30 protein-coding genes are annotated in these 22,537 nt (G+C 65.8%); 14 read left to right on the top strand and 16 right to left on the bottom strand.

What is annotated here, in order from left to right; all coding sequences use genetic code 11:
- Nucleotides 1-117: 117 nt before the first annotated feature.
- Nucleotides 118-390: a DUF3303 family protein gene (locus EPO55_RS25240; RefSeq protein WP_296340293.1), complete on the bottom strand. Its 273-nt coding sequence runs from the start codon at nt 388-390 to the stop codon at nt 118-120.
- Nucleotides 391-456: 66 nt separating this feature from the next.
- Here EPO55_RS25240 and dapB point away from each other — a divergent pair, with 66 nt between their 5' ends.
- A complete protein-coding gene (gene dapB, locus EPO55_RS25235; protein ID WP_296340291.1) occupies nt 457-1,254 on the top strand; it encodes a 4-hydroxy-tetrahydrodipicolinate reductase in 798 nt (265 codons plus the stop codon).
- A 111-nt stretch (nt 1,255-1,365) separates the two neighbouring features.
- On the opposite strand, the gene EPO55_RS25230 is transcribed toward dapB, so the two are convergent.
- Nucleotides 1,366-1,863, bottom strand: coding sequence for a DUF2244 domain-containing protein (locus tag EPO55_RS25230; RefSeq protein WP_296340289.1), 498 nt, complete (start codon nt 1,861-1,863; stop codon nt 1,366-1,368).
- A gap of 13 nt (nt 1,864-1,876) precedes the next feature.
- Here EPO55_RS25230 and nth point away from each other — a divergent pair, with 13 nt between their 5' ends.
- Nucleotides 1,877-2,524, top strand: coding sequence for an endonuclease III (gene nth, locus EPO55_RS25225; RefSeq protein WP_296340286.1), 648 nt, complete (start codon nt 1,877-1,879; stop codon nt 2,522-2,524).
- 2 nt (nt 2,525-2,526) lie between these two features.
- On the opposite strand, the gene EPO55_RS25220 is transcribed toward nth, so the two are convergent.
- Nucleotides 2,527-3,018, bottom strand: coding sequence for a hypothetical protein (locus EPO55_RS25220; protein WP_296340285.1), 492 nt, complete (start codon nt 3,016-3,018; stop codon nt 2,527-2,529).
- Nucleotides 3,015-3,455 (bottom strand): MarR family transcriptional regulator, encoded by a 441-nt coding sequence (locus EPO55_RS25215; protein ID WP_296340284.1) that lies wholly within the window; start codon nt 3,453-3,455, stop codon nt 3,015-3,017. Before EPO55_RS25215 ends, EPO55_RS25220 begins: the two co-directional genes overlap by 4 nt.
- Nucleotides 3,456-3,503: 48 nt before the next feature.
- Between EPO55_RS25215 and EPO55_RS25210 the strand changes: the two genes are divergently transcribed.
- A complete protein-coding gene (locus tag EPO55_RS25210; RefSeq protein ID WP_296340283.1) occupies nt 3,504-4,217 on the top strand; it encodes a DUF1428 domain-containing protein in 714 nt (237 codons plus the stop codon).
- Nucleotides 4,218-4,384: 167 nt separating this feature from the next.
- Here the strand turns inward: EPO55_RS25210 and EPO55_RS25205 are convergent, their stop codons facing one another.
- From EPO55_RS25205 to nudB, 4 genes are read right to left on the bottom strand one after another with little or no spacing between them, the layout of a single operon-like run.
- Nucleotides 4,385-4,699 carry a monooxygenase gene (locus EPO55_RS25205; RefSeq protein ID WP_296340282.1) on the bottom strand — a complete coding sequence of 105 codons (315 nt, stop codon included), beginning with the start codon at nt 4,697-4,699 and terminating at the stop codon, nt 4,385-4,387.
- Nucleotides 4,700-4,719: 20 nt separating this feature from the next.
- Nucleotides 4,720-5,127: an avidin/streptavidin family protein gene (locus EPO55_RS25200; protein ID WP_296340280.1), complete on the bottom strand. Its 408-nt coding sequence runs from the start codon at nt 5,125-5,127 to the stop codon at nt 4,720-4,722.
- Between the two features lie 21 nt (nt 5,128-5,148).
- Entirely contained in the window at nt 5,149-6,525 is a 1,377-nt protein-coding gene (locus tag EPO55_RS25195) for an MFS transporter (RefSeq protein WP_296340279.1), read from the bottom strand.
- The gene (nudB, locus tag EPO55_RS25190) at nt 6,522-6,875 is read right to left on the bottom strand and encodes a dihydroneopterin triphosphate diphosphatase (protein WP_296340277.1); all 354 of its coding nucleotides are present in this window, start codon (nt 6,873-6,875) and stop codon (nt 6,522-6,524) included. The genes EPO55_RS25195 and nudB overlap by 4 nt, the downstream gene beginning before the upstream one ends.
- Before the next feature lie 160 nt (nt 6,876-7,035).
- Here nudB and dapD point away from each other — a divergent pair, with 160 nt between their 5' ends.
- Together dapD and EPO55_RS25180 are read left to right on the top strand one after the other, a co-directional pair.
- A complete protein-coding gene (gene dapD / locus EPO55_RS25185; RefSeq protein ID WP_296340276.1) occupies nt 7,036-7,875 on the top strand; it encodes a 2,3,4,5-tetrahydropyridine-2,6-dicarboxylate N-succinyltransferase in 840 nt (279 codons plus the stop codon).
- A gap of 2 nt (nt 7,876-7,877) precedes the next feature.
- Complete coding sequence (locus EPO55_RS25180; RefSeq protein ID WP_296340274.1) at nt 7,878-8,837, top strand: TauD/TfdA family dioxygenase; 960 nt, start codon at nt 7,878-7,880, stop codon at nt 8,835-8,837.
- A gap of 7 nt (nt 8,838-8,844) precedes the next feature.
- Here the strand turns inward: EPO55_RS25180 and EPO55_RS25175 are convergent, their stop codons facing one another.
- On the bottom strand, nt 8,845-9,309 hold the full coding sequence (locus EPO55_RS25175; RefSeq protein ID WP_296340272.1) for a nuclear transport factor 2 family protein: 465 nt from the start codon (nt 9,307-9,309) through the stop codon (nt 8,845-8,847).
- 78 nt (nt 9,310-9,387) lie between these two features.
- Between EPO55_RS25175 and EPO55_RS25170 the strand changes: the two genes are divergently transcribed.
- Genes EPO55_RS25170 through EPO55_RS25145 form a run of 6 tightly spaced genes read left to right on the top strand, consistent with a single transcriptional unit; the run spans nt 9,388 to nt 14,751 of the window.
- Entirely contained in the window at nt 9,388-9,939 is a 552-nt protein-coding gene (locus EPO55_RS25170; RefSeq protein WP_296340270.1) for a LemA family protein, read from the top strand.
- 15 nt (nt 9,940-9,954) lie between these two features.
- A complete protein-coding gene (locus EPO55_RS25165) occupies nt 9,955-10,905 on the top strand; it encodes a M48 family metallopeptidase (protein ID WP_296340268.1) in 951 nt (316 codons plus the stop codon).
- The gene (locus EPO55_RS25160) at nt 10,817-11,815 is read left to right on the top strand and encodes a glycerophosphodiester phosphodiesterase (RefSeq protein WP_296340267.1); all 999 of its coding nucleotides are present in this window, start codon (nt 10,817-10,819) and stop codon (nt 11,813-11,815) included. Before EPO55_RS25165 ends, EPO55_RS25160 begins: the two co-directional genes overlap by 89 nt.
- A 41-nt stretch (nt 11,816-11,856) precedes the next feature.
- Nucleotides 11,857-12,528: a GntR family transcriptional regulator gene (locus tag EPO55_RS25155; RefSeq protein ID WP_296340266.1), complete on the top strand. Its 672-nt coding sequence runs from the start codon at nt 11,857-11,859 to the stop codon at nt 12,526-12,528.
- 35 nt (nt 12,529-12,563) lie between these two features.
- Nucleotides 12,564-13,364, top strand: coding sequence for a phytanoyl-CoA dioxygenase family protein (locus tag EPO55_RS25150; protein WP_296340265.1), 801 nt, complete (start codon nt 12,564-12,566; stop codon nt 13,362-13,364).
- 22 nt (nt 13,365-13,386) lie between these two features.
- Nucleotides 13,387-14,751, top strand: a complete 1,365-nt coding sequence (locus EPO55_RS25145) for a Gfo/Idh/MocA family oxidoreductase (RefSeq protein ID WP_296340262.1) — start codon at nt 13,387-13,389, stop codon at nt 14,749-14,751.
- Between the two features lies 1 nt (nt 14,752).
- Here the strand turns inward: EPO55_RS25145 and EPO55_RS25140 are convergent, their stop codons facing one another.
- Genes EPO55_RS25140 through argB form a run of 3 tightly spaced genes read right to left on the bottom strand, consistent with a single transcriptional unit; the run spans nt 14,753 to nt 16,753 of the window.
- A complete protein-coding gene (locus EPO55_RS25140) occupies nt 14,753-15,151 on the bottom strand; it encodes a globin family protein (protein WP_296340261.1) in 399 nt (132 codons plus the stop codon).
- Nucleotides 15,152-15,206: 55 nt separating this feature from the next.
- A complete protein-coding gene (def, locus tag EPO55_RS25135; protein ID WP_296340259.1) occupies nt 15,207-15,788 on the bottom strand; it encodes a peptide deformylase in 582 nt (193 codons plus the stop codon).
- Nucleotides 15,789-15,838: 50 nt separating this feature from the next.
- The gene (argB, locus tag EPO55_RS25130) at nt 15,839-16,753 is read right to left on the bottom strand and encodes an acetylglutamate kinase (RefSeq protein WP_296340325.1); all 915 of its coding nucleotides are present in this window, start codon (nt 16,751-16,753) and stop codon (nt 15,839-15,841) included.
- A 133-nt stretch (nt 16,754-16,886) separates the two neighbouring features.
- Between argB and EPO55_RS25125 the strand changes: the two genes are divergently transcribed.
- A complete protein-coding gene (locus EPO55_RS25125; RefSeq protein WP_296340258.1) occupies nt 16,887-17,558 on the top strand; it encodes a 2OG-Fe(II) oxygenase in 672 nt (223 codons plus the stop codon).
- A 9-nt stretch (nt 17,559-17,567) separates the two neighbouring features.
- Here the strand turns inward: EPO55_RS25125 and soxR are convergent, their stop codons facing one another.
- Entirely contained in the window at nt 17,568-18,107 is a 540-nt protein-coding gene (soxR, locus tag EPO55_RS25120; protein ID WP_296340257.1) for a redox-sensitive transcriptional activator SoxR, read from the bottom strand.
- 67 nt (nt 18,108-18,174) lie between these two features.
- Here soxR and EPO55_RS25115 point away from each other — a divergent pair, with 67 nt between their 5' ends.
- Complete coding sequence (locus EPO55_RS25115) at nt 18,175-18,357, top strand: hypothetical protein (protein ID WP_296340255.1); 183 nt, start codon at nt 18,175-18,177, stop codon at nt 18,355-18,357.
- Between the two features lie 231 nt (nt 18,358-18,588).
- Here EPO55_RS25115 and EPO55_RS25110 read toward each other — a convergent pair whose 3' ends face one another.
- Nucleotides 18,589-18,903, bottom strand: a complete 315-nt coding sequence (locus EPO55_RS25110) for a hypothetical protein (RefSeq protein WP_296340254.1) — start codon at nt 18,901-18,903, stop codon at nt 18,589-18,591.
- An 18-nt stretch (nt 18,904-18,921) separates the two neighbouring features.
- Nucleotides 18,922-19,977 (bottom strand): class I SAM-dependent methyltransferase, encoded by a 1,056-nt coding sequence (locus EPO55_RS25105; protein WP_296340252.1) that lies wholly within the window; start codon nt 19,975-19,977, stop codon nt 18,922-18,924.
- Nucleotides 19,978-20,138: 161 nt separating this feature from the next.
- Between EPO55_RS25105 and EPO55_RS25100 the strand changes: the two genes are divergently transcribed.
- Nucleotides 20,139-21,686, top strand: a complete 1,548-nt coding sequence (locus EPO55_RS25100; RefSeq protein WP_296340251.1) for a winged helix-turn-helix domain-containing protein — start codon at nt 20,139-20,141, stop codon at nt 21,684-21,686.
- Between the two features lie 12 nt (nt 21,687-21,698).
- Here the strand turns inward: EPO55_RS25100 and EPO55_RS25095 are convergent, their stop codons facing one another.
- Entirely contained in the window at nt 21,699-22,481 is a 783-nt protein-coding gene (locus tag EPO55_RS25095) for an ABC transporter substrate-binding protein (protein ID WP_296340250.1), read from the bottom strand.
- Nucleotides 22,482-22,537 lie beyond the last annotated feature (56 nt).

Below are 22,537 nucleotides of genomic sequence, written 5' to 3'. Positions count from 1 at the left end.
GCCCTCATGAGTCAGAGGGTGCCGGGCGGGCTGGGTCGGCGGATACGAGGTCCGCCAGAGTAGGCTTTTTCTTAGCCTATTCCTGTTGAATCTGTCAATAGTTCCGAAAAAATACCATTACAGCAGCGGTTCGAGGGCCTCGCGGGTGGTTTTGCCCTGGACCACGGGCACGACCTCGAACTCGACCACTTCCTGCCAGTCGGCGATCCAGCGCTGGAAGGTCGTGATGTCGTCGGTCTCCATGAGCTGGAAGCAGCGGCTCAGGTCGGCCGTGACGTAGCTGGCGACGAACTTCAGCCCGTCGGGCAGCGCCCGGCCGCTGTCGCGCAGCTTGGCGTACACGGCCTTGCCGTCCTGCCCTTTGAACTTCTCGACCACCATGAACAGCATGTCCGACTCCCGCCTTGTCCGGTTTGTAGGATATTGTCCGGCGGGCATTCAGGACAGGACCATCAAATGAAGATCGCCATTGCCGGCGCCGCCGGCCGCATGGGCCAGATGCTGATCCAGCGGATCGCCAATACCGACGGCTGCAGTCTGGCCGGCGCCATCGAGAGCGCTTCCAGCAACGCGCTGGGCCGCGACGCCGGCGAGGTCGCGGGCGTGGGCGCAAAAGGCGTGAAGATCGTGTCGGACAGTGCCGCCGCCATCGCCGCGGCCCAGGTCGTGATCGACTTCACCGTGCCCGCCGCCACCGTGGCGCATGCCGCGATCGCGGCCGACAAGGGCGTGGCGATGGTGATCGGCACCACCGGCCTCAGCCCGGAGCAGAGTGCGCTGATCCACGCGGCGGCGAAGAAGGTGCCGATCATGTGGGCGGCCAACATGGCGCTCGGTGTCAACATCCTGATGGCGCTGGTCGAGAAGACCGCGGCCCTGCTCGATCCCAGCTACGACATCGAAATCTTCGAGATGCACCACCGCCACAAGATCGATGCGCCCTCAGGGACCGCCCTGGCGCTCGGCCATTCGGCGGCGGCCGGCCGCAAGGTCGAGCTCGAGAAGGTCTGGCGCCGCAGCCGCGATGGGCACACCGGCGCGCGGCCGACCGGCGAGATCGGCTTCGCGGCACTGCGCGGCGGCGAGGAGGTGGGCGTGCACACCGTGATGTTCGCCTCGGCCGGCGAGCGGCTGGAGCTGACGCATCGCTCGTTCAGCCGTGAGGGCTATGCGATGGGCGCGGTCATGGCCGCCAAGTGGCTCGAGGGCAGGAAGCCCGGCCTCTACGGCATGAAGGACGTGCTGGGGCTCTGACCCCCTCCGCCCCGTATGACGGGGCACCTCCCCCGAGACGGGGGAGGAATCTGATTTTCTTCTCCTCCCCCGTCATACGGGGGAGGTGGCCCGAAGGGCCGGAGAGGGTTTCTAGTCCCACTCGTGCTCGAAACGCGGCGCGCGCATCTCGGCGAGTGCCGCCTTCAACTGCTCGGCCAAGGCCAGGCGGGCATCGGGCGAGAGAAAGCGGCCGATCACCAGGCGGTTGCCCTTGGAGACCACGACCAGCCGTTCCTCGGTGACGTCGAGCCGGAGCCAGTAGGCATCGAGCCGGTGCTCCTCGCGCTCGCCGTCGGGCGCCACGCGATCGACCAGCAGCTCGCTGTCGGTCAGCACCAGCGTCTCGCTGCGCCGGGCGTCGAGGTAGCTGCGCTTGAACAGCCACCACAGCAGCCAGATGTCGAGACCCATGAAACCCAGCACCGGCCAGGCGCCGAACAGGAGCATCGGCAAGCCGATCGCCAGGTTGGCCGCGATGGCGCCACGGATCACCCACTTGAAGCCTTCGGGCGACAGGCTGCGATGAGGGCTGAGCGAGGTGGCGAAATGCACCGCCCCGGGCCCGGAGGTGATGGGCGTTTCGGTCATGCTATGAAGTTATATGGCCCTGATGAAGACCGCCGTCATCCCCGAGTTCTTTGCCCGCCTCGCGGCTGCGATGCCCGAACCCGAGACCGAGCTGGAATATGAAAACTTCTACCACCTGCTCGTGGCGGTCGTGCTCTCGGCCCAGGCCACCGACATCGGCGTCAACCGGGCGACCAAGCCCTTGTTCGAGAAGATCAAGACGCCGGCCCAGATGATCGCCTTGGGCGAGAAGAAACTCATCGACTACATCAAGACCATCGGCCTCTTTCGCACCAAGGCCAAGAACGTGATCGCGCTCAGCCACCTCCTGATCGAGCGGCACGAGGGCAAGGTGCCGAGCGACCATGCCGCGCTGCAGGCCCTGCCCGGCGTCGGCCGCAAGACCGCCAACGTGGTGATGAACGTGGCCTTCGGCGAGGCCACCATCGCCGTCGACACCCACATTTTTCGCGTCGGCAACCGCACCGGGCTCGCCCCCGGCAAGAACCCGCTGCAGGTCGAGCTGAAGCTGTTGAAGCGCGTCCCCGAGGAATACCGGCTGCACGCGCACCACTGGCTGATCCTGCACGGTCGCTACACCTGCAAGGCGCGCACACCGCTCTGCCCGGCTTGCGTCGTGGCCGACCTGTGTACGTTCAAGGGGAAGACGGTGGTGGCGTAGGCCTATCTGCCGAGCGCCATCGCGAGCCGGGCGCCGAGCAGCTTCCAGATGAATCTGACGGAGAAGCCCGGATAGGTCGGCACGTCGCGCGGAACGTTGTCGCCCTCGGGCGCGAACTTCGTGCAGATGCGCATGTCGATCGGCGGTGGCGCCCCCTGAACGCGGCCGCGATAAATCGGCACCCAGTGCTTGGAATCGTCGAAGCCCATGACCATCGCCGAGTTGCAGCAGGTCGCCACGACGCGATTGGTGTCGGTTTTTTCCCTGAGCTTGTGGCTCTGCACGAGCCCGCCGCCCTTGGTGCAGCGCACGCGGTCCTTGCGGTAGAGGATGTAGGCGACGCCGCCGTCGGGGTCGCGCACCGGCGGCGCGCCGGGCAGCGCTTCGATGCGGCGCGCGCCTTTCTGGCAATCATCGCAATAGCAGGCGACGCCGAGGATCGGATCTCCGGTCGCCTCGTACTCGACGCTTCCGCAAACGCAACGGGCGATCATGCCAGCGTCTTCAAGCCGGCCCACAATCCATCGGCGTCCTCCAGCTGCTTCTCGATGCGGCCATGCTCGCGCTTCCAGATCGGCAGCGCGGTCGCCAGCAGGCGATGGCCGGCGTCCGTCAGAACAAGACGACGGCCGCGCCGGTCGGCCGGGTCGACCTTGATCGCCAGAAGGCCATTCCGCTCGAGCGGCTTCAGCGCCGCGGTCAGGGTCGTGCGATCCATCGCCAGAAGGTTCGCGACAGAGCCGATCGACGGCGGCTCCGGCTGGTTGAGCGACATCAGCAGCGAGAACTGGCCGCTGGTGAGGCCGAGCGGCCGGAACATGTCATCGAAGTGACGTGTCAGCACGCGCGCGGTGCGCTGTGCGGCGAGGCACAGGCAACGATCGCGGACATGCTCCGTTGTTTCGTAGTGGACGGTGGTCGCCTTTGACATGCCACAATCATGTTGATATCAACTTATTATGTCAAGAGGAGGAAAATCATGACCTACGTGCAGGGATTCGTCGTTCCGGTGCCGGCCGCGAACAAGGAGGCCTACCGCAAGCTCGCCGCCGATTTCGCGCCGGTGTTCAAGGAATTCGGCGCAACCCGTGTCGTCGAAGCCTGGGGCGATGATGTGCCCGACGGCAAGGTCACCGACTTCAAGGGCTCGGTGAAGGCCAAGCCGGACGAGATCGTCGTCTTCTCCTGGCACGAATATGCCAGCAAGGAAGCGGCCGGTAAGGCCTACGAGAAGATGATGTCAGATCCGCGCATGAAGGAGATGGGCTCCAACCCGCCATTCGACGGCAAGCGCATGATCTACGGCGGCTTCATACCGATGATCGACGAGCGCAGCGGCGGCAAGACCGGCTATGTCGACGGCTACCTGGTTCCCGTCCCGGCCGGCAACAAGGAGGCCCATCGCGAGATGGCCGCGAAGGCGGCAGCCCTGTTCAAAGAGTTCGGCGCCACACGCGTCGTCGAGGCCTGGGGCGACGACGTGCCCGACGGCAAGGTCACCGACTTCAAGGGCGCGGTGAAGGCGACGCCCGACGAGAAGATCGTCTATTCGTGGGTCGAGTGGCCCTCGAAGGCAGTGCGCGACGAGGGCTGGAAGAAGATGATGGCCGACGAGCGCATGAAGAATCATGACATGCCGTTCGACGGCAAGCGCATGATCTATGGCGGTTTTGCGCCGATCCTCGACGCGTAGAGTCTTTCCGACTGATACAAAGTCCACCTCACCCTGAGGAGCGCCCATAGGGCGCGTCTCGAAGGGTGGGGACCAGTCGCATTGTTGCCCATCCTTCGAGACGCATCGCTACGCGATGCTCCTCAGGATGAGGTAGTACGATTCGCTTTAATTTGAGACGAAAAGACCTAAGCCGCTTCGTCGATCCTGTCGGTCTCGTTGTCGACGACGACGGCCGTCTCGAAATAGCGAATGTCCGGCGGCGCGCCATAGCGCTCCGCGATGTAGGCCTGCCACTGCGGCGTGTAGACCGCCTCGGCGTCGGCGCGGCTCTTCCAGAGATAGACGCCGCCGCCGATCCGCTTCTCGCCGTCGAACAGGTAGTATTTGCGGACGAGACCCTTCATGCCGCGGTACTTGGGTGCCGAGCCCTTGAACAGCTCCGCGGCCTTCTTCGAGTCGATTCCGTCCGGCAGCTTGAAGTTGACGATGGCGGTGATCATGAGCCGTCTCCTCCTGGATGTTACTTCGGACGATAGACGTCGGTGCCGCGGTTGAGCGTCGGCCGGTTGGTCTCGGTGTCGAAGTAGGCCAGACTCCATTCGGCATAGAGTCGGCCGTCGTGCAGGTAGCCGGTCCAGGATGTCACCGATTTGCAGTCGACCGAACCGGCCTTGGTCCGCATGGTGTAGGTGATCCGGTCGCCATCGACCCAGCCCACGACGGGAAAGGCGATGTTGCGACAGGGAAAGCCGTGCAGGCTGCTCGAATAGGTACCCGTGAGGCTGCCATCCGGTCCGATGGACTTGATGACAAACTCCGAGCCGTGGTTGTTCGCCCATCGGGTCTGCGGCGCCAGCGACTGGGCGCCTGCAGCGAGCGGCGCAGCGAGCACCGCAACTGCCGAAATGAACAACGTCATGGCTTTCATCGATATCGTCTCCCGGGACGCTCAGACCGTCGCGCGTTCCTCGCGGACGTTCCACAGCAGCACGAAGCCTAGCACCAGGAAAAACAGCACGCACGCCATGCCGAGCCGCGTAGAACCGGTCGCGGCCGTCACGATGCCGATGGCGAGCGGCGTCATCCAGGCAGTGGCGCGGCCCGAAAGCGCAAAGAGGCCAAAGAACTCGCCGCTCATCTCGTGCGGCACCAGCCGGGCGATCAGGGTGCGGCTGGCAGCCTGCATCGGGCCCATGCAGAAGCCCAGAAGCAGGGCGAAGCCCATCAGGGTCTTCTCCTGGACCGAGCCGAACAGGCCGCGCGCCGGGATGATGGGATCGGCCGGGATGACGTAGAGCACATGGGTGGCGGTGACGCCCACGATGCCGAGCGTCGCCACGATCACGCCGGCGATGGCGATCTGCACCGTGCGCTTGCTGCCGATCCAGTCGTCGAGGCGGCCGCCCAGGAAGGCGCCCGGGATGGCGAACACGGTGAGGATGATGCCGAAGATGCCCAGCGTCACCGTGCTCCAGCCGAAGGTCGCGGCGGCATAGACGCCGCCGAAGCCGATGATGGCAGCGAGGCCGTCGTTGTAGAGCATGAAGGCGATCAGGTAGCGGAGCACATTGCCGAAGCGCGGGATGCGCTTCAGCGTCGACAGGAGCGAGCGGCCGCCTTCGCGCGCGGCGACGAGCAGCGACTGGTGCCGTGCGCCGGCCGAATCGGGTGTGAACAGGAACATCGGCAGCACGAAGATCGCAAGCCACAGGGCCGAGGCGGGCCCGACCAGTCGCTCGAGTTCGTGGCTCCTGGCGTCGAGGCCGAACAGCGGCGTGTCGTTGTTGGGCGCGAGGCCGAACATTGCCGGCATGCTGACCGCCAGCACCAGGAACAACGAGATGAGACCGCCGCAGTAGCCCAGGCCCCAGCCGAAGCCGCTGAGGCGCCCCATGCGCTCGGGCCGCACGATGCCGGGGAGCTGGGCGTTGTTGAACACGATCGACATCTCGGCGCCGACCGTGGCCATGATGACGGCCCAGCTGATCGGCAGGATCAGGTCGGGCCGGTTGGGATAGGCGAACCAGAGACCGGCGCAGCCTGTGGCAAGCAGAAGCTGGAAGGCGAAGATGTAGGGTTTGCGCCGCCCGCCGGCGTCGGCCATGGCGCCGAGGAAGGGGCTCATCAGCGCGATCAGGATGCCCGACGCGGACTGCGTGAAAGCCCAGGCCGACTGGCCCTTCACCGGATCGCCCACCAGGACGTTCGCAAAGTAGGGCGCGAAGATGAAAGTGGTGATGATGGTGAAGAAGGGCTGGTTGGCCCAGTCGAACAGGGCCCAGCTGAACTGGCCGAGCTTGGAAGCTTCGCGGGGTGTCTCGCTCATGCGCCGCCACTATGCCCGAGAACGCGCTTCGGCAATTGCCAGATCGCGTCGCGGTTTGTGGGCGAAAACACCTTCTTCATCGCCTCCTGCCAGGGCAGCCAGAGCTGGGCCACGTGCTCGGCCGGATCGAGGGTCGCCACGGTCTGTTCCGCCACCTGGAAGGCAAAGACATGCTCGACGTTGTGGGTGACGTCGGGCGCGTAGCGCGACCGCCACTCAGCCCAAATCTCGTAGCGGTTGACGAGGCGCCAGTCGGTGAGGGTACCGACCGAGAGGCCGGTCTCCTCCAGAAGCTCGCGCCGTGCCGTGGCGTCGAGGTCCGGGTCGTCCAATTCGCGCGAACCCGTCACCGACTGCCACGCCCCCAGGTGCCCCACGACCCACGGTCGGCGCGCTCCAGCAGCAAAACGTCGAGCCGGGGCGTATGGACCAGGACCAGCACCGATTCAGGAAGCTTGAAGGCCATCGGGACCAGCATATAAGGTCCCGCGGCAGATTTCCGAGGGAACAATGAGCAAGCAGCTACAGGCCACCATCGATGCGGCGTGGGAAAAGCGCGACGGCATCAGCAGCGCCACCAAGGGCGAGGTCCGTGACGCGGTCGAGACGGCGATCGCCGGCCTCGACGACGGCTCCTTCCGCACCGCCCAGAAGGTCGGTGCCGAGTGGGTGGTGAACCAGTGGCTGAAGAAGGCCGTGCTGCTCTCCTTCCGTCTCTACGATTCGGTGCCGATGGACGGTGGTGCCTCGTTCCCGGGCCTCGGCGCCGCGCCGTGGTTCGACAAGGTGCCGCTCAAGACCACCGGCTGGGACGCCGCGCGCTTCGCCAAGGCGGGCTTCCGCGCCGTGCCGGGCTCTGTTGTGCGTCGCGGCTCTTATATTGCCCCGTCGGTCGTGCTGATGCCGTCGTTCGTCAACCTCGGTGCGTATGTCGACAGCAGCACCATGGTGGACACCTGGGCGACGGTCGGCTCGTGCGCCCAGATCGGCAAGAACTGCCACCTCTCGGGCGGCGTCGGCATCGGCGGCGTGCTGGAGCCGCTTCAGGCCAACCCGGTGATCATCGAGGACAACTGCTTCATCGGCGCCCGCTCCGAGGTCGTCGAGGGTGTGATCGTCGGCACCGGCGCGGTGCTCTCCATGGGCGTCTTCATCAGCGCCACAACGAAAGTGGTCGATCGCGCCACCGGCCAGATCCATGTCGGCAAGGTGCCGCCCTATTCGGTGGTGGTGCCGGGCAACATCGGCGGCGGCCCCGACCGACCCTCGACCTATTGCGCCGTGATCGTGAAGACCGTCGACGAACGCACGCGCTCGAAGACGTCCATCAACGAGCTGCTGCGCGACTGAGCATGTCCGATCGCCTGCTCTGGCGCGGCGACACGCTGCCGGCAACTGCCGGACGCATCGCCGTTCCGAGCGAGGTGGTGAAGGAACTCGACGCGGTCGTGGCGACGCTCAACCGCGATCCGCTGCCACTCCTGCTCCTGCGGCCCGAGGATTTCGCCCTGAAGGCCTCGCACGCCTTAATGCGCGAGGTGAAGCGCACCATCGACAACGGGCCAGGCTTCGCCATCGTCGACCGCCTGCCCGTCGATCGCTGGCCGCAGGACGGTGCGAAAGCCGTGTGGTGGTTGCTGGCGTCGCTCGTCGCCCGCCCGGTCGCCCAGAAGTGGGACGGCACCTCGATCTATGACGTCACCGATCTCGGCAAACCACCCGGCAACGGTGTGCGGCCCGACGTCACCAACTACGACCAGAACTTCCATACCGACAACAGCTACAACAACGCGCCACCGCACTATGTCGGCCTGTTCTGCGTCCGCACGGCCATGGAGGGCGGCGTGAGCGGCATCGTGAGCTTCACCACCGCGCACGAGGAAATGCGCAAGCGTCATCCCGATCTGCTTCAGCGCCTCTTCCAGCCGTTCTACTTCGACCGCCAGCGCGAGCACGCGCCGGACGACGTCATGACCACGCACCATCCGATGTTCGAACGCCAGGAGGATGAGGGTGGGGGCGAACGGTTGACCGCGCGCCTGTCGTATTTCCAGGTGAAGAACGGTTATAAGCTCGCCGGCGTCGATCTCGATCCCGAGGGCAAGGCGGCGATAGAAGCCTTCGAGGCGATCCTGAACGAACCGGGCTTAGCCGCCCGCTTCCATTTCGAGCCGGGCCAGATCCAGCTCATCGACAACCGCGCGCTCGGCCACAAGCGCACGGCGTTCAAGGACTGGCCGGACGCCGCGCGCAAGCGCCTGCTGATCCGACTGTGGCTGCGCGACAGCGGCGGCCGCTCCTACAACGGGTGACGAATCGTCAGAGGTGCCGCTTCCACTCCGGCTGCTTCTTCAGGTGCGCGCCTTCCTTGGCCAGGATCTTGGCGGTGCGCTCGGGCGCGAAACCGAGCTCGACGAAGGCCGGCCCGACGTTGGCGACCTCGCGGTAGTCGGCGATCTTGCCGTCGCGCAGGGTCATCATCGAGCAGCCCTCGAAGCCGACACGCTTGCCCGCGGCTTCGGGCAGTTTCGAGGCGTAGCTGAAGGTGTAGTAGGCGTAGAGCATCTTCCCGTCGCTCACCGGCCGGTGCATCTCCCAGCGGAAGTCCTGCGCGGTGCGATAAAACCAGTCGTCGATCATCTCGGCGATCTTCGCCGGGCCTCTGAAATCGCCGTAGAACACGTCGTGATAGACGCCGTCCTCGGTGAACAGGCTGGCGAAGCCCTTGCCGTCGCGGCGTTCGACGGCGGAACAGAAGCTTTTCAGCAGGGCTGAGATATCCATCGTTGGTCCTCCCGGATTGCCACAATCATGACTAGACTGGCGGCCGCGGCCAAGCGTGCCGGAGAGGGAGCCAGTCTGATGAGCTTTTGGATCGTCCTAGGCGTTCTCGTGGCCATCGGCCTGTGGCTGATCGCGCTCTACAACGGCCTGGTCGGTGGCCGCAACCAGGCGCAGACGGCATGGAGCCAGATCGATGTGCAGCTGAAACGGCGGCACGACCTCATTCCCAACCTGGTACAGGTGGTGAAGGACGCCATGGGCTATGAGCAGGAGACGCTCACCAAGATCATCCAGGCACGCAATGCCGCCGCTGCGGCGAGCGGTCCGGTGCAGGCGGGGCCCGCCGAAGCAGCCCTCAGCCAGGCCACGCGCGGCCTGTTTGCATTGATGGAGAATTATCCGCAACTCAAAGCCAACGACAACGTAAAACAGCTGCAGGAAGAGCTGACGACGACCGAGAACAAGATCGCCTTCGCGCGCCAATTCTACAACGACTCGGTGAACAGCTATAACACCCGCCGCCAGAGCTTCCCGGCGGTGCTGGCCGCGGCCTCGCTGGGTTTCGGGCCGATGGACCTTTTCAACATGCCGGAGACCGAGCGCGAAGTGCCCAAGGTCGCGCTGCGCTAGTCCGCAGGTCGCGGCATGGCCACCACCGCCGACTTCGTCGCCGCCCAGAAGGAGAACCGCCGCAACACGATGGTGTTGCTGGTGCTCCTGACCGCGCTCGCAGCACTTGTCGGTTACCTGATCGGCTGGATCCTCGAGACCGAGGGCTCGGACACGATGCCGGTGGTGAGCGCGCTGGGCATCGGCGCCGCGGGCGTGATGGCCGCGATCAGCGTCGGCTGGAGTCTGATCTCGCTCGCGGTCGGCGACAAGATGGTGCTCGCCATGTCCGGTGCCAAGGAGATCGACAAGGCCGACGCGCCGCAGCTCTACAACGTGGTCGAGGAGATCTCGATTGCGGCGGGCGTACCGATGCCCAAGGTGATGGTGTTGGACACCGAGGCGCTCAACGCCTTTGCGACGGGCAACCGTATCGGCAATGGCACCATCGCCGTCACGCGCGGGCTTCTCGACAAGCTCAGTCGCGACGAGTTGCAGGGCGTGGTGGCGCACGAGATGGCCCATCTCGCCAATCTCGACACACGCTACATGGTGGTGGTCGGCGTGACCGTGGGCCTGATCGCTCTGGTCTGCGACATGGCGCTCAGAACCCTGAACTGGGGCTCTGTGCAGCGCCGCAGCAACAGCAAGGGCAGCTCGGGTGGCGGTATCCTGATCATCGTCCTGCTTGTGGTGGCGATCCTGGCGCCGCTGGCGGCCAAGGCGGTGCAGATGGCGGTGTCGCGCCAGCGCGAGTATCTTGCCGATGCGACGTCGGTGCAGTTCACGCGTAATCCCAACGGGCTGATCTCCGCTCTCGGCAAGCTCGCCGAAGCGGCGGCGCCCTTTCCCGGAGTGAGTCGTGCCACCCAGCACCTCTTCATCATCAATCCCCTCCATGCTTTCACGTCCAAGACACCGGCGCTCCTGGCCACGCATCCCGACATCCAGGATCGCATCGCTCGCCTGCGCAATCTGGGCAGCTAGTTTCGGCATCGCCGCGGCCTTCGATCTGCAGGGCCATCGCGGTGCCCGCGGATTGGCACCAGAGAACACTCTGGCGGGCTTCAAGGTGGCCCTCGATCTCGGCGTCAGCACCTTGGAGACCGATCTCGCCATCACCAAGGACGACGATGTCGTCGTCAGCCACGACCCGATCCTCAATCCGGATCTGACACGCGGTCCGGACGGGCAGTGGCTGGCAACGGCGGGACCCGCGATCCGCACGCTCACCCTGGCGGACCTCGGGCGCTACGACATCGGCCGGCTCAATCCCGCGAGCAAATACGGCCAGCAATGGCCCGAGCAGAAGCCGGCTGACGGCCAGCGCTTTCCGACGCTCGCCGATTTCTTCGCCATGGCCGGACCCAGCGTGCGCTTCAACATCGAGATCAAGACCAATCCCACCAAGCCCGACCTCACGGTCGATCCCCCGCGGTTCGCGCGCCTGGCGGTCGACGCCATCCGCAAGGGCCAGGCGGCCGGGCGCAGCACGGTCCAGTCGTTCGACTGGCGCGGCCTGCTGGAAGTGAAAGCGTTGGCACCCGATCTCGCCACCGGCTGCCTCACCATCGAAAGCAACAACTTCGACACGATCCAGCGCGCGAGCGGCCGGCCGTCCCCATGGCTGGGCGGCCTCGACCTCGCCGCGCACGGCGGGTCGGTGCCGCGGCTGGCCAAGGCCGCCGGCTGCGCCACCTGGTCTCCATTCTGGCGCAATGTCGACGCCGGCAACGTGAAGGAGGCGCAGGCGCTGGGACTGAAGGTGGTGCCCTGGACGGTGAATGCCCCCGCCGAGATGGAGCGCCTGATCGATCTCGGGGTCGACGGCCTGATCACCGACTATCCTGACCGGGCGCTACCCATCCTGGCGGCTAAAGGCCTGAAAGTCCGCTAAGCGATTGACTCCGGCGCGTCCGTGTTCTGTATACAGAACCCATGCGCCCCATCGCCCCCGAACCCGACCTTTCCGAACGCATCCACGATGCCGTTCTGAACGCCATCTGCTCTGGCGAGCTGAAATCGGGCGTCCGCATCACCCAGGAGGAGCTGGCGCAGAAATTCGGCGTGTCGCGCCAGCCTGTGCTGCAGGCGATGATGCTGCTCCGCCGCGAGGGCTTCCTGATCGACGCCGGCCGCAAGGGCGTGTGCGTGGCTCCGCTCGACGTCGAGAAGGCCAACAATCTCTACTATGTGCGCGCGGCCCTCGACGGGGCGGCGGCGCGACTCGCCGCCACGCGCTACACGCCGGAACTCACCCATCGCGGCCGCCTGCTGCTCGATGTTGGCCGCCGCGCCGTGGCGAGCGGCAATATCCCCTTCGTGATCGAGGCCGATATCGACTTCCACCTGTTCGTCTACGAGGCCTCGGGCAATCCACTGATCGCCGAGACGGCGCAACCGCACTGGCAACACATGCGCCGCGTCATGGCCGCCGTCCTGAGCGAGGACGACCTCAGGGTCAGCGTGTGGGACGAGCACGAAGCGATCCTGCGCGCCTTCGAGGCCGGCCAGGTCGCGGAAAGCGAGGCGCTCTGCCGCAAGCACACCGAACAGATGGCCGGCATTCTCACCGGGCGCCTGAAGGACGTGATCTCGCGCGCCGCCTAGAATGACCGGCGGGAAAAGTCAGAGAGGAGGAAACAATGAAGCTCACACCGGAGCAACTGAAGCAGTTCGACGACGACGGCTATCTCTTCTTCCCGAATTACTTCTCGCCGGAGGAAACGGCGATCCTGAAGTCGGAGATTCCCGGCGTCTTTGCCCAGCGCCGCGAGGAGAACGTGCGTGAGAAGACCGGTGACGTGGTCCGCACCGCCTTCGCCGTGCACACTTACAATCCGGTGTTCGAGGCGTTGGTTCACAGCCCGCGCTTCGTCGAACCGGCCGAGCAGCTGCTCAGGGACAAGACCTACATTCATCAGTTCAAGATCAACGGAAAGGCCGCCTTCGACGGCGACGTCTGGCAGTGGCACCAGGACTACGGTACCTGGAAGGCCGACGACGGCATGCCCGAGGCACGCGCCATGAACCTCGCGGTGTTCGTCGACGAGGTGAACGAGTTCAACGGCCCGCTCTATTTCATCCCGAAGAGCCACAAGAAGGGCGCGATCGAGGCCAAGCACGACCTCACCACGACGTCCTACCCGCTGTGGGTGATCGACAACGACGTCATCGCCAAGCTGGTGAAGCAGGGCGGTATCGTGGCGCCCAAGGGCGGTCCGGGCTCGGCGATCTTCTTCCACGGCACGCTGGTTCATGGCAGCCCGCCCAACATGTCGCCGTGGGACCGCCAGATCATCTACGTCACCTACAATTCCGTGCAGAACGCCATCACCCGCCATAAGCGGCCGGCCTACATCGCCCATCGCGATTTCACGCCGATCGACGCCTGGGAAGACGATTGCGTGACGCGCGCCGCCCGCCAAAAGGTTGCGGCGGAATAACAAGGCAGTTCGGGAGGAAACAATGAGTCTTCATCGCATGCTGCTGGCCCGCGCGGCCGAAGCGAAGCCCTTGCGCATCGGCGTGATCGGCGCAGGAAAATTCGGTTCGATGTACCTGTCGCAGATCCCGACGACGCCGGGCATCCACCTGCTGGGCATCGCCGACCTCTCACCGACCCGCGCGCGCGAGAACCTGGCGCGGCTGGGCTGGAAGCCCGAGGTGACCGGAGCGACGTCCTTCGCCGAGGCGCGCAAGCATGGCAGCACCTACCTCACCGAGGACTGGCGCGCGCTGGTCAGCCATCCCGAGATCGACATCATCGTGGAATCGACCGGCGATCCGATCGCCGCCGTCGAGCATGCGCTGGAAGCTTTTAGGCACGGCAAGAGCGTGGTGATGGTGACGGTCGAAGCCGATGCCTTCTGCGGGCCGTTGTTGGCCAGGCGCGCGGCCCAGGCCGGCGTGATCTACAGCCTCGCCTATGGCGACCAGCCGGCGCTGATCTGCGAACTGGTCGACTGGGCGCGCACCTCGGGCTTCGCGGTGACGGCGGCAGGCCGCGGCCACAAGTGGCTGCCGCACTTCGCGCAATCGACACCCGAGACGGTGTGGAAATACTGGGGCCTGAACGAAGAGCAGGCCAAGCGCGGCGGGCTGAACCCAAAAATGTTCAATTCCTTCCTCGACGGCTCCAAGCCCGCCATCGAGAGCACGGCCGTGTCCAACGCCACCGGACTCACGCCGGCGCCGGATGGCCTCGCCTTCCCGCCCTGCGCGGTCGACGACTTGCCGTTCGTGATGCGGCCGATTTCCGAGGGCGGCCAGCTCCATCACAAGGGCCAGGTCGAGGTGGCGTCGTCGCTGGAGAAGGATGGCCGCGCCATTCCCTACGAAATCCGCAAGGGCGTGTGGGTCGTGTTCGAGGCGGCCACCGACTACCAGAAGAACTGCTTCGAGGAGTACATGCTCTGCACCGACCCCTCGGGTCGGTATTCCGTCATGTACAAGCGCTGGCACCTGATCGGGCTGGAAGTCGGCATGTCGGTGGCCTCCATCGGCCTGCGCAAGGAACCGACCGGCTGCCCGATCGGCTTCCATGCCGACGTGATCGCCACCGCCAAGCGCGACCTCAAGCCCGGCGAGATGTTGGACGGCGAGGGCGGCTACACCGTCTACGGCAAGCTGTTCCCGGCCGGGAAGTCGACGTCGCTCGGCAGCCTGCCGCTCGGCCTGGCCCACAACGTCAAGCTCCTGAAGCCGATCAAGGCCGGCCAGTCCCTCACCTACGCCGATGTAACGATGGACGAGACACTGACCGCGGTAAAACTGCGCCGCGAGATGGAGCGGGATTTCGCGCCCGAGGCGTCGAAGATCGCCGCGCAGTAGCTCAGGCTGACGTCATGACCCCGGCGAGGGCGGTGTAGGTTTCCGTCCACGCCGCCTTCACGTCGGGCGTGAAATCGGGCCCAAGGCCCTTCTCCAGGGTCCACAGCAGCGCAGCGCCGACCGGCGCGTAATGCGCCGCAGTCACGCCGTAGCCCTTGTGGCGCTCACCCAGCGCCTTCACGGCCGGCAGGATCGTCTCGAGCTTGTGCAGGTTGGTGACCGCCGTGCCCAGCATGGCCATCAGCTTGGTTTTCTGTTCCCGCATATCCTCGGGAAACATCGGGCGCACCTCGGGCGCGATCTCGAACAGGCGGCCGTAAAACAGGTCCGCCGCGGTGCCGGCGATGGGCACGACTTTCTTGAAACTCGTTTGAACCAGTTCGATCTGCTGCGGTGTCATCGGCGGAATCTCCCGGGCTGAGCTGCCCCGGCCGCCGCAATTTCCGTGCCGCCTGCTAGAGGGCGTGCTCCGGGTCTTTCGCCTTGTCGGTGGCCCTGTCGGAGGTCTTTCCCTCGGCCTCGTCGCGCTCCCTTTCCTTCCGCGCCTTCAAGAGCTTGCGCAGGATCATGTTGCGCTTCAGCGACGAGATGTGATCGATGAACAGGATGCCGTCGAGATGGTCGATCTCGTGCTGGACGCAGGTAGCGAGCAGCCCCTCGCAGGCCAGTTCCTGCTTCTTGCCGTCGCGGTCGAGATAGCGCACCCGCACCTTCGCCGGCCGCGCAACATCGGAATAGTGCTCGGGCACCGACAGGCAGCCTTCCTCGTAGATGACGTCGTCGTCCGAGGCCTCGACGATCTCGGGATTGGCCATGAACAGAGGGCCTGTTTTCGTCTCCTCGCGGTCGATGTCGAGCACGATGACGCGCTTCAGGGCACCCACCTGCGGGGCGGCGAGGCCGATGCCGGGGGCCGCATACATCGTCTCCAGCATGTCATCCATGAGCTGGCGCACGCCGGCGTCGACCGTCTCGACGGGCAGGGACTTCTTCTTCAGACGCGGATCCGGCGCCGTCAGGATGGGGAGGAGAGCCATGGTGCCTAAATATGTAGCAAAATCAGCGTTTCAAGGCCAAGCCGGGCGGATCAGTTGCGGGTCACCATGGTCCCGACGCCCGACTCGGTGAAGACTTCCAGCAGGAGGGCGTGCGGCACCCGGCCGTCCATGATGACGGCGGCTTCGACGCCGCTGTTCACTGCATCGATGCAATTCTCGATCTTGGGGATCATGCCGCCGGAGATCGTGCCGTCGGAGATCAGGGCGCGGGCCTGTTCGACCGTCATGTCCTGGATCAGCTTGCCGTTCTTGTCGAGCACACCCGGCACGTCGGTCAGGAACAGCAGGCGCTTGGCCCGCATGGCGCCGGCGATGGCGCCGGCCGAAGTGTCGGCGTTGATGTTGTAGGTGAGTTCGTCGTCGACGCCGAAGCCGATCGGCGCCACCACCGGGATGACGTCGGCCCGACGCAGCTGCTCCAGCACCATGACGTTGATCTTGGCAGGCTCGCCCACCTGCTTGAGGTCGACCTTCAGGAGTTCGCCGGTCTTGGGATCACGCATCTGCACGACCTTGCGCGCCAGGATCAGGTTGCCATCCTTGCCGCAGATGCCGACGGCGATACCGCCGCATTCGTTGATGTCGGCCACGATCGCCTTGTTGATCGAGCCGGCCAGGACCATCTCGACGATCTCCATGGTCGCGGCATCGGTGACGCGCAGGCCGTTCACGAAGGTGCTCTTGATGCCGACCCGGTCCAGCATCTTGTTGATCTGCGGCCCGCCACCATGGACCACGATGGGGTTCATGCCGACCTGCTTCATCAGCACGACATCGCGCGCGACCAGGTCGCCGAGCTTGGGATCGGTCATGGCGTGGCCGCCGTACTTCACCACGAAGGTGGCGTCGTTGTGCCGGCGCATGTAGGGCAGCGCCTTGGAGATGGTCTCCGCCATGCGGATGAGCCGCCTCTGTTCCTTGTCGGTCTGAACCGGCTCGGCCATGTCTCGCGCCCCGATCATGAAAAGCCCTCTCCGCCCGCCTGTTAAGAAGGGGGGAGAGGGCCAAGGTCAGGAAGGCAATATATCAGTCGCGTGCCGGATAGAAGAGCATCCTTCGACGCGGCAGGATGTCCGGATGATCGATACAGATTCCCTGGCCACTCGCGGTTTCGCCGTAATTCCCAGCCTGATCGACCCCGCGCAATGCCGGGGGCTGGCGGCGCTCTGGCCCAACGGGGCCAATTTCCGCAGCCGCGTGGTCATGCAGCGTCATGGCTACGGCCGGGGCGAATACCAGTATTTCACCTATCCGCTGCCGGAACCGGTCGAGCGGCTGCGCCAGGCGCTGTACCCGCCGCTGGCCGAGGTCGCCAACCGCTGGAACGGGCAGCTGGGCCGCGACAAGCGCTTTCCGCCAAACCTGAGGGACTGGCTCGGCGAATGCCATGCCGGCGGCCAGAAGCGGCCGACGCCGCTGCTGCTGCGCTATGGGCCGGGCGACTACAACTGCCTGCACCGGGATCTCTATGGCGACCTCGTCTTCCCACTGCAGGCGACCATTCTCCTGAGCGATCCTACCCGGGATTTCGACGGTGGCGAGTTCATGCTGGTCGAACAGCGGCCCCGCATGCAGTCGCGCGGCGAGGTGGTTCGCCTTGGCCAGGGCGATGCAGTGATCTTCGCCGTCAACGAACGGCCGGTGAAGGGCACGCGCGGCTTCTACCGCACGGCGATGCGCCACGGCGTGTCGACCGTGCGGCGCGGCCAGCGTTTTACCCTCGGCATCATCTTCCATGACGCGGCGTGACCAGCCACGCTACACGCGACCTGGTCGCAGATTCGCGCGGCCGGGCTGCCGCGGTTTCTTGGGCTGAGTTGGATCGGCGAAATCCTGAGCCCGGTTGCCCAGCAGGTAGCGCGGGCCGGCGCCGCCCACCGCCGCCTTGTCACCCCGGTTGTAGAGGGCGCAGCGGTCGAGCGAGAGGCAGCCGCAGCCGATACAGCCATCGAGCAGGTCGCGCGTCCGTTCGAGCATGTGCAACCGCGCTTCGAGCGCGCCGCGGATCCGCTTGCTGATCGCCTGCCAGTCCGACCGGGTCGGCGTCCGGCCCAGCGACAGGGTGGTGAGCTCGGCCTCGATCTCGGCCAGCGTCAGGCCGAGCTGCTGGGCGATTAGCGCGAAGGAAAAACGGCGGATGTCGGCGCGCAGGAAGCGGCGCTGATTACCGCCGGAGCGGATCGCCGTTAGCGGGCCGCGCGCCTCGTAGAAGCGGATCGCCGCCACCGACAGGCCGGTGCGGCGCGCGAGCTGGCCGATCGACACCAGCGAGAATCCGGTCGTCGGAGTCTTCGGCAAAGGCTTGACCTCGAGTTAGGTTGAGATTCTACGCTCCATGAATGCATTCGAACGGGAGCCCACGACCATGTCCGGATTGCGCATCGAGCATGTCAACGTCACCGCCCCCGCACGCACCGCGAAGCTGATGGAGGCGCTGTTTGGCTGGCACATCCGCTGGCAAGGCGCCGCCCGCAACGGCGGCCACACCATCCATGTCGGATCGGACGATCACTACGTCGCCCTCTATACCGGGCGCGACGTGCACTAAACGGCGGACGATTTCGCCAAGGGCCGGCCGCTCAACCATATCGGCGTCGAGGTCGACGATCTCGACGGCACCGCGGCGCGCGTCCTGACCGCCGGCCTGCGGCCGTTCTCGCACGACGACTACCATCCCGGCCGCCGCTTCTATTTCCTCGACCCCGACGGCATCGAGTACGAGGTGGTGAGCTATCGCGGAGCCGCTTGAAGACGCGAGCTCAAGTTTGGGATGCGCCTCTCAGATGTCGACGCCGACGAGGATTTCGCGTTCCTCGAGGCTGTCGCCCCGGTCCTCGACCGACTTGCGGATATCGCTCAGGAGCTCGATCCACTCGATGTCGGTCTGGACCGATGCCGAGGCCTTGCCATAGGCGGTCAGGTCCGCAAACACCATTGCGAAGATCATCTGTCCAGCTTGAGGTCCCGTGAAGAGCGTGCTCAGACGACACTCCTGGGCACCATTCCTCAACCATGCCGACTTGGCCCTCTTGGCATTGCTCGTCGCCTTGGCGGCGTCGCCCACCTTCCAGCGGCTGACGATCGTGACAGTCATGTCTTCCTCCCTTGGTTCCTACGGCCTGGCTTCAAGGACCATGTTGAACGGCGTTTCGGCGGCGCGGCGGATGCTGCGGAAGCCGGCATCGGTCATCACCCGGCGCAGCCGTGCTTCGCCCGCCTGGGCGCCGAGCGCGGTGCCGACCTCCTGGGACAGCGAAGTGGGGACGCAGACCAGGGTCGATGCGGCGTAGGAGATACGACCGATCGGATTGAGATTGTCCTCAAGCCGATCGCCCGCCATAGGCTCGATCACCATCCAGGTCCCGTCCGGCTTCAGCATGCCGCGGATGTGAGCCGCCGCCCCGGTCGGATCGCCCATGTCGTGCAGGCAGTCGAAGCAGGTGACGAGATCGAACCCGGTGCCGGGAACCTGCTTGGCGGGTGCAACCTCGAAGCGCGTATTGCCGGCAACGCCGTGCTCGCGCGCGTGGGAGCGGGCGTCCTCGATCGAGTCGGCATGGAAGTCGTAGCCGGTGAACTGCGAGTTGGGAAACGCCTTGGCCATCATCACGGTCGACCAGCCATGGCCGCAGCCGACATCGGCGACCTTGGCGCCGCGCTCGAGCTTGGCCACCACGCCGTCGAGCGCCGGCAGCCAAGCCGGCACAAGGTTATTGTGATAGCCCGGGCGGAAGAAGCGGGCGACCGCGCAGAACATGCAGCCCGCCTGGTCGCCCCACGCCACCCCGCCGCCGCTCTTAAAGGCCACCTGCACCTTGGCTTGGTTGTCGAGCATCGCCGCCATGAGGTCGAAGGCGCCCATCATGTAGACCGGGCTGTCCTCGAGGGCGAAGATCATGGCCTGCTCGGCCGGCAGCGCAAAGGTGGCGGCCGCAGGATCGTAGTCCAGGTACCCGGAAGCCGCCTGGTGGGACAGCCATTCGCGCAGGTAGCGCTCGTTCAGCCCGAGCCGCGTGGCCAGCGCGGCGCACGTCGCCGGCCCGCTGTCGTGCAGCGCCTTGTAAAGGCCCAGCGCGTCGCCGATGCGGATCATGGCGATGCTGGAGGCGCCGCCGAGATCACCCAGCATCTGGCTCATGAATGTATTGAGCTTTGCTTCGTCGACCATGCTTTCCTCCTGGCAGTTGAGCGACTGGAGCCTAGATCGCCGGCCGCCTCGTCCGCTTGCAGGCTTCCTTGCGGTTAGCTTGTCTTTTCCTGGAGATCGCTTGCCGATGCCCCCTTCCCTGCCAGATACTGTGGTGTGATCGCACGCCTTGGGGGAGGCCGATGATCCACTGCTTCGGCGACTACGTCCTCGATTGCCAGCAGCGCGAGCTGCGGTTCGGCAAGGGCATTGTTCCGCTCGAGCCGCAGGTCTTCGACCTCCTGGCGCTGCTGGTCGAGCGCCGACATGTCGTGGTCACTCGGGACGAGCTTATCGAGGCGGTATGGGCTGGCCGGGTCGTCTCCAACGCCGCCATCGACAGCCGGATCAGCACCGCGCGGCGCGCCCTGGGCGACAACGGCTCCGACCAGGCATTAATCCGGACCGTCCCGCGGCGTGGCTTTCGCTTCATCGGGAAAGTCGTCACGGAGCCGGAGGTCCAGCGCTATCCGCAGCCGCCGCTGCCGGACCTGCCGTCGATCGCCGTCCTGCCCTTCGAAAACCTTTCGGGGGCTCCGCGCATCGGCCTGATGGCCGACGCCCTGGTCGAGGATGTCACGGCGATGCTGGCCCGCGTCGGCGGCTTCTTCGTCGTCGCCTCGCGCTCCGCTTTTGCCTACCGCGAGCAGCCCGTCGACCTGCGAACCATCGGACGACAGCTAGGAGTGCGGCACCTCGTGACCGGCAGCGTGCGCGGTTCCGGAGACCGGGTCATGATCACCGTCTCCCTGGTCGACGCGGAGACGGGCTTGCAGCGCTGGGCCGGCCGGCTCGACGCATCGCCGGAGGATGTCGTCGACCTGCAGACCGATCTCGCGCGGTCGGTCATCAGCGAGATCGAGCCCGCCCTGAACACGGCGGAGCTCGAGATCATCCGCCGCTGCAAGGCCGATGACCTCGATGCCTGGGCGCACTATCGCAGCGCCGTGGCCACGCTGGCGGTCGGCGGATGGACCGAGGGGACCGTCACCGAAGCGCGCCGGCATCTCCAGCAGGCCGTGCAGCGCGATCCCGGCTTCGCCCGAGGTTACGCCCATTCGGCGATGATCGCGGCGCTCGCGCGTGGGCTCGGTGCCCTGGCCAGCACGGAGCCTCTGCTTGCGGAGATCCGAGGCCTGGTCGACACGGCAATCGAGCTCGATCCGAACGACAGCGAGGTGCTGAGCTTCGCGGGCTGCGCCCTGAATGACATCGGTGACGTCGTGGCCTCCGGCGAGGTGACCGAGCGGGCGCTTCGCATCGATCCGAGCAATGCCCACGCCTTGATCGTGCGCGGATTCTACCTGGCCCTCCACGGATACATGGACGAAGGGCTCGCCGCCTTTCGTCGCGGCATGCGGCTCAGCCCGAGGGATCGGAGGCTTGGTGCGTGGGGAACCGGCCTTGCCGGTTGCCTGTTGCGTGCCGGGCAGCCGGTGCAGGCACTGGAGGAAGCGCGCCTCGCCTACCTGCGTGATCGCAACCTCTTCATGGCGAAGCTGATCGAGGCGCTCGCCGCGCACGATCTCGGCCGGTGCGAGGATGCCGAGGCGGCGCTGAGCGTCGCGCGGCGCACCAACCCACGGCTGACCGTCTGGGTCGTCGAGCACTTCCTGGGTGGCGAGGCCGCCGCCCGCTTCAAGCGCATTTGGCCGCTGGAGGGACGAATAGCCGTTGCCGCCGGCCCGTGATCGTGCCGGAACCTACTGCAGGCCCCACTTCAGGGCGAGACGGGCGTAAGTCCCGTCTTTCTGCATGTCCGCCAGGGCGCCGTTGAGGGCAGCCAGAAGCGCCGTGTTCGACTTCGCAAGGCCGATCCCGAGCTGCTGCGGGTCGTTCGGCACCTGAGCCACGATGCGCAGGCCCGGCGTCTGGCGAGCGAGCCAGGCGGCGACGAGGTAGACCTTCATGACCGCCGTTATGCGGCCGGCCGCGAGATCGACCATGGCATTGCCGATCTCGGCGAAAGGATAGACCTTGATGCTGCCGATCTCGCCTCTCGCCTTCATGGCCACCGCGACGTCGTAATCAGTCGTCGCCGCCTGCACACCGACCAACGCCTTCCTGAGGTCAGCGATGCCGCGCATGTTCGGCGAGCGCCGGCTGTCGACCACCAGGCTGAGCGTCGTGGTCATGTAGGGTGTCGACCAGGCGAACGTCTGCTCGCGCGGCGGTGTGATGGTGATACCGCCGACGATGCAGTCGTATTTTCCCGCCTGCATCTCCTGGAGGATAGTCTCCCATCGCGTGTCGACGAACTCGGGCGCGAGCGACAGGCGCCAGGCGATGTCGTTCATCAGATCGACCTCGAAGCCGACCCTCTGGCCGTCGGCGACATACTCGAACGGTGGATTGACGAAGTAGGTTCCGATGCGGAGCTTGCCCGGCGCCAGTGTCATGGTGCGCTCGCCCTGCGGCGCACAGGCGACGAGGGCCAGGGAGGCGACAAGCCCGGTCGACCTGCCGATCAGCCATCGTCGCGACACGGTCTCTGGTCGGCAGCAGGAGGACTTGGGGGGCAGCGTCCGATCGGTTGGTGGTC

This window comes from Reyranella sp. (assembly GCF_004296935.1).
Classification (GTDB): Bacteria; Pseudomonadota; Alphaproteobacteria; order Reyranellales; family Reyranellaceae; genus Reyranella.
This window is presented reverse-complemented; position numbering and strand designations above follow the sequence as displayed.

Excerpts from the sequence above, each read along its gene's own strand:
- EPO55_RS25240 (WP_296340293.1), bottom strand. The coding sequence starts at position 390 with ATGCTGTTCATGGTGGTCGAGAAGTTCAAAGGGCAGGACGGCAAGGCC.
- dapB (WP_296340291.1), top strand. The coding sequence starts at position 457 with ATGAAGATCGCCATTGCCGGCGCCGCCGGCCGCATGGGCCAGATGCTG.
- EPO55_RS25230 (WP_296340289.1), bottom strand. The coding sequence starts at position 1,863 with ATGACCGAAACGCCCATCACCTCCGGGCCCGGGGCGGTGCATTTCGCC.
- nth (WP_296340286.1), top strand. The coding sequence starts at position 1,877 with ATGGCCCTGATGAAGACCGCCGTCATCCCCGAGTTCTTTGCCCGCCTC.
- EPO55_RS25220 (WP_296340285.1), bottom strand. The coding sequence starts at position 3,018 with ATGATCGCCCGTTGCGTTTGCGGAAGCGTCGAGTACGAGGCGACCGGA.
- EPO55_RS25215 (WP_296340284.1), bottom strand. The coding sequence starts at position 3,455 with ATGTCAAAGGCGACCACCGTCCACTACGAAACAACGGAGCATGTCCGC.
- EPO55_RS25210 (WP_296340283.1), top strand. The coding sequence starts at position 3,504 with ATGACCTACGTGCAGGGATTCGTCGTTCCGGTGCCGGCCGCGAACAAG.
- EPO55_RS25205 (WP_296340282.1), bottom strand. The coding sequence starts at position 4,699 with ATGATCACCGCCATCGTCAACTTCAAGCTGCCGGACGGAATCGACTCG.
- EPO55_RS25200 (WP_296340280.1), bottom strand. The coding sequence starts at position 5,127 with ATGAAAGCCATGACGTTGTTCATTTCGGCAGTTGCGGTGCTCGCTGCG.
- EPO55_RS25195 (WP_296340279.1), bottom strand. The coding sequence starts at position 6,525 with ATGAGCGAGACACCCCGCGAAGCTTCCAAGCTCGGCCAGTTCAGCTGG.
- dapD (WP_296340276.1), top strand. The coding sequence starts at position 7,036 with ATGAGCAAGCAGCTACAGGCCACCATCGATGCGGCGTGGGAAAAGCGC.
- EPO55_RS25180 (WP_296340274.1), top strand. The coding sequence starts at position 7,878 with ATGTCCGATCGCCTGCTCTGGCGCGGCGACACGCTGCCGGCAACTGCC.
- EPO55_RS25175 (WP_296340272.1), bottom strand. The coding sequence starts at position 9,309 with ATGGATATCTCAGCCCTGCTGAAAAGCTTCTGTTCCGCCGTCGAACGC.
- EPO55_RS25170 (WP_296340270.1), top strand. The coding sequence starts at position 9,388 with ATGAGCTTTTGGATCGTCCTAGGCGTTCTCGTGGCCATCGGCCTGTGG.
- EPO55_RS25165 (WP_296340268.1), top strand. The coding sequence starts at position 9,955 with ATGGCCACCACCGCCGACTTCGTCGCCGCCCAGAAGGAGAACCGCCGC.
- EPO55_RS25160 (WP_296340267.1), top strand. The coding sequence starts at position 10,817 with ATGCTTTCACGTCCAAGACACCGGCGCTCCTGGCCACGCATCCCGACA.
- EPO55_RS25155 (WP_296340266.1), top strand. The coding sequence starts at position 11,857 with ATGCGCCCCATCGCCCCCGAACCCGACCTTTCCGAACGCATCCACGAT.
- EPO55_RS25150 (WP_296340265.1), top strand. The coding sequence starts at position 12,564 with ATGAAGCTCACACCGGAGCAACTGAAGCAGTTCGACGACGACGGCTAT.
- EPO55_RS25145 (WP_296340262.1), top strand. The coding sequence starts at position 13,387 with ATGAGTCTTCATCGCATGCTGCTGGCCCGCGCGGCCGAAGCGAAGCCC.
- EPO55_RS25140 (WP_296340261.1), bottom strand. The coding sequence starts at position 15,151 with ATGACACCGCAGCAGATCGAACTGGTTCAAACGAGTTTCAAGAAAGTC.
- def (WP_296340259.1), bottom strand. The coding sequence starts at position 15,788 with ATGGCTCTCCTCCCCATCCTGACGGCGCCGGATCCGCGTCTGAAGAAG.
- argB (WP_296340325.1), bottom strand. The coding sequence starts at position 16,753 with ATGGCCGAGCCGGTTCAGACCGACAAGGAACAGAGGCGGCTCATCCGC.
- EPO55_RS25125 (WP_296340258.1), top strand. The coding sequence starts at position 16,887 with ATGATCGATACAGATTCCCTGGCCACTCGCGGTTTCGCCGTAATTCCC.
- EPO55_RS25115 (WP_296340255.1), top strand. The coding sequence starts at position 18,175 with ATGTCCGGATTGCGCATCGAGCATGTCAACGTCACCGCCCCCGCACGC.
- EPO55_RS25110 (WP_296340254.1), bottom strand. The coding sequence starts at position 18,903 with ATGACTGTCACGATCGTCAGCCGCTGGAAGGTGGGCGACGCCGCCAAG.
- EPO55_RS25105 (WP_296340252.1), bottom strand. The coding sequence starts at position 19,977 with ATGGTCGACGAAGCAAAGCTCAATACATTCATGAGCCAGATGCTGGGT.
- EPO55_RS25100 (WP_296340251.1), top strand. The coding sequence starts at position 20,139 with ATGATCCACTGCTTCGGCGACTACGTCCTCGATTGCCAGCAGCGCGAG.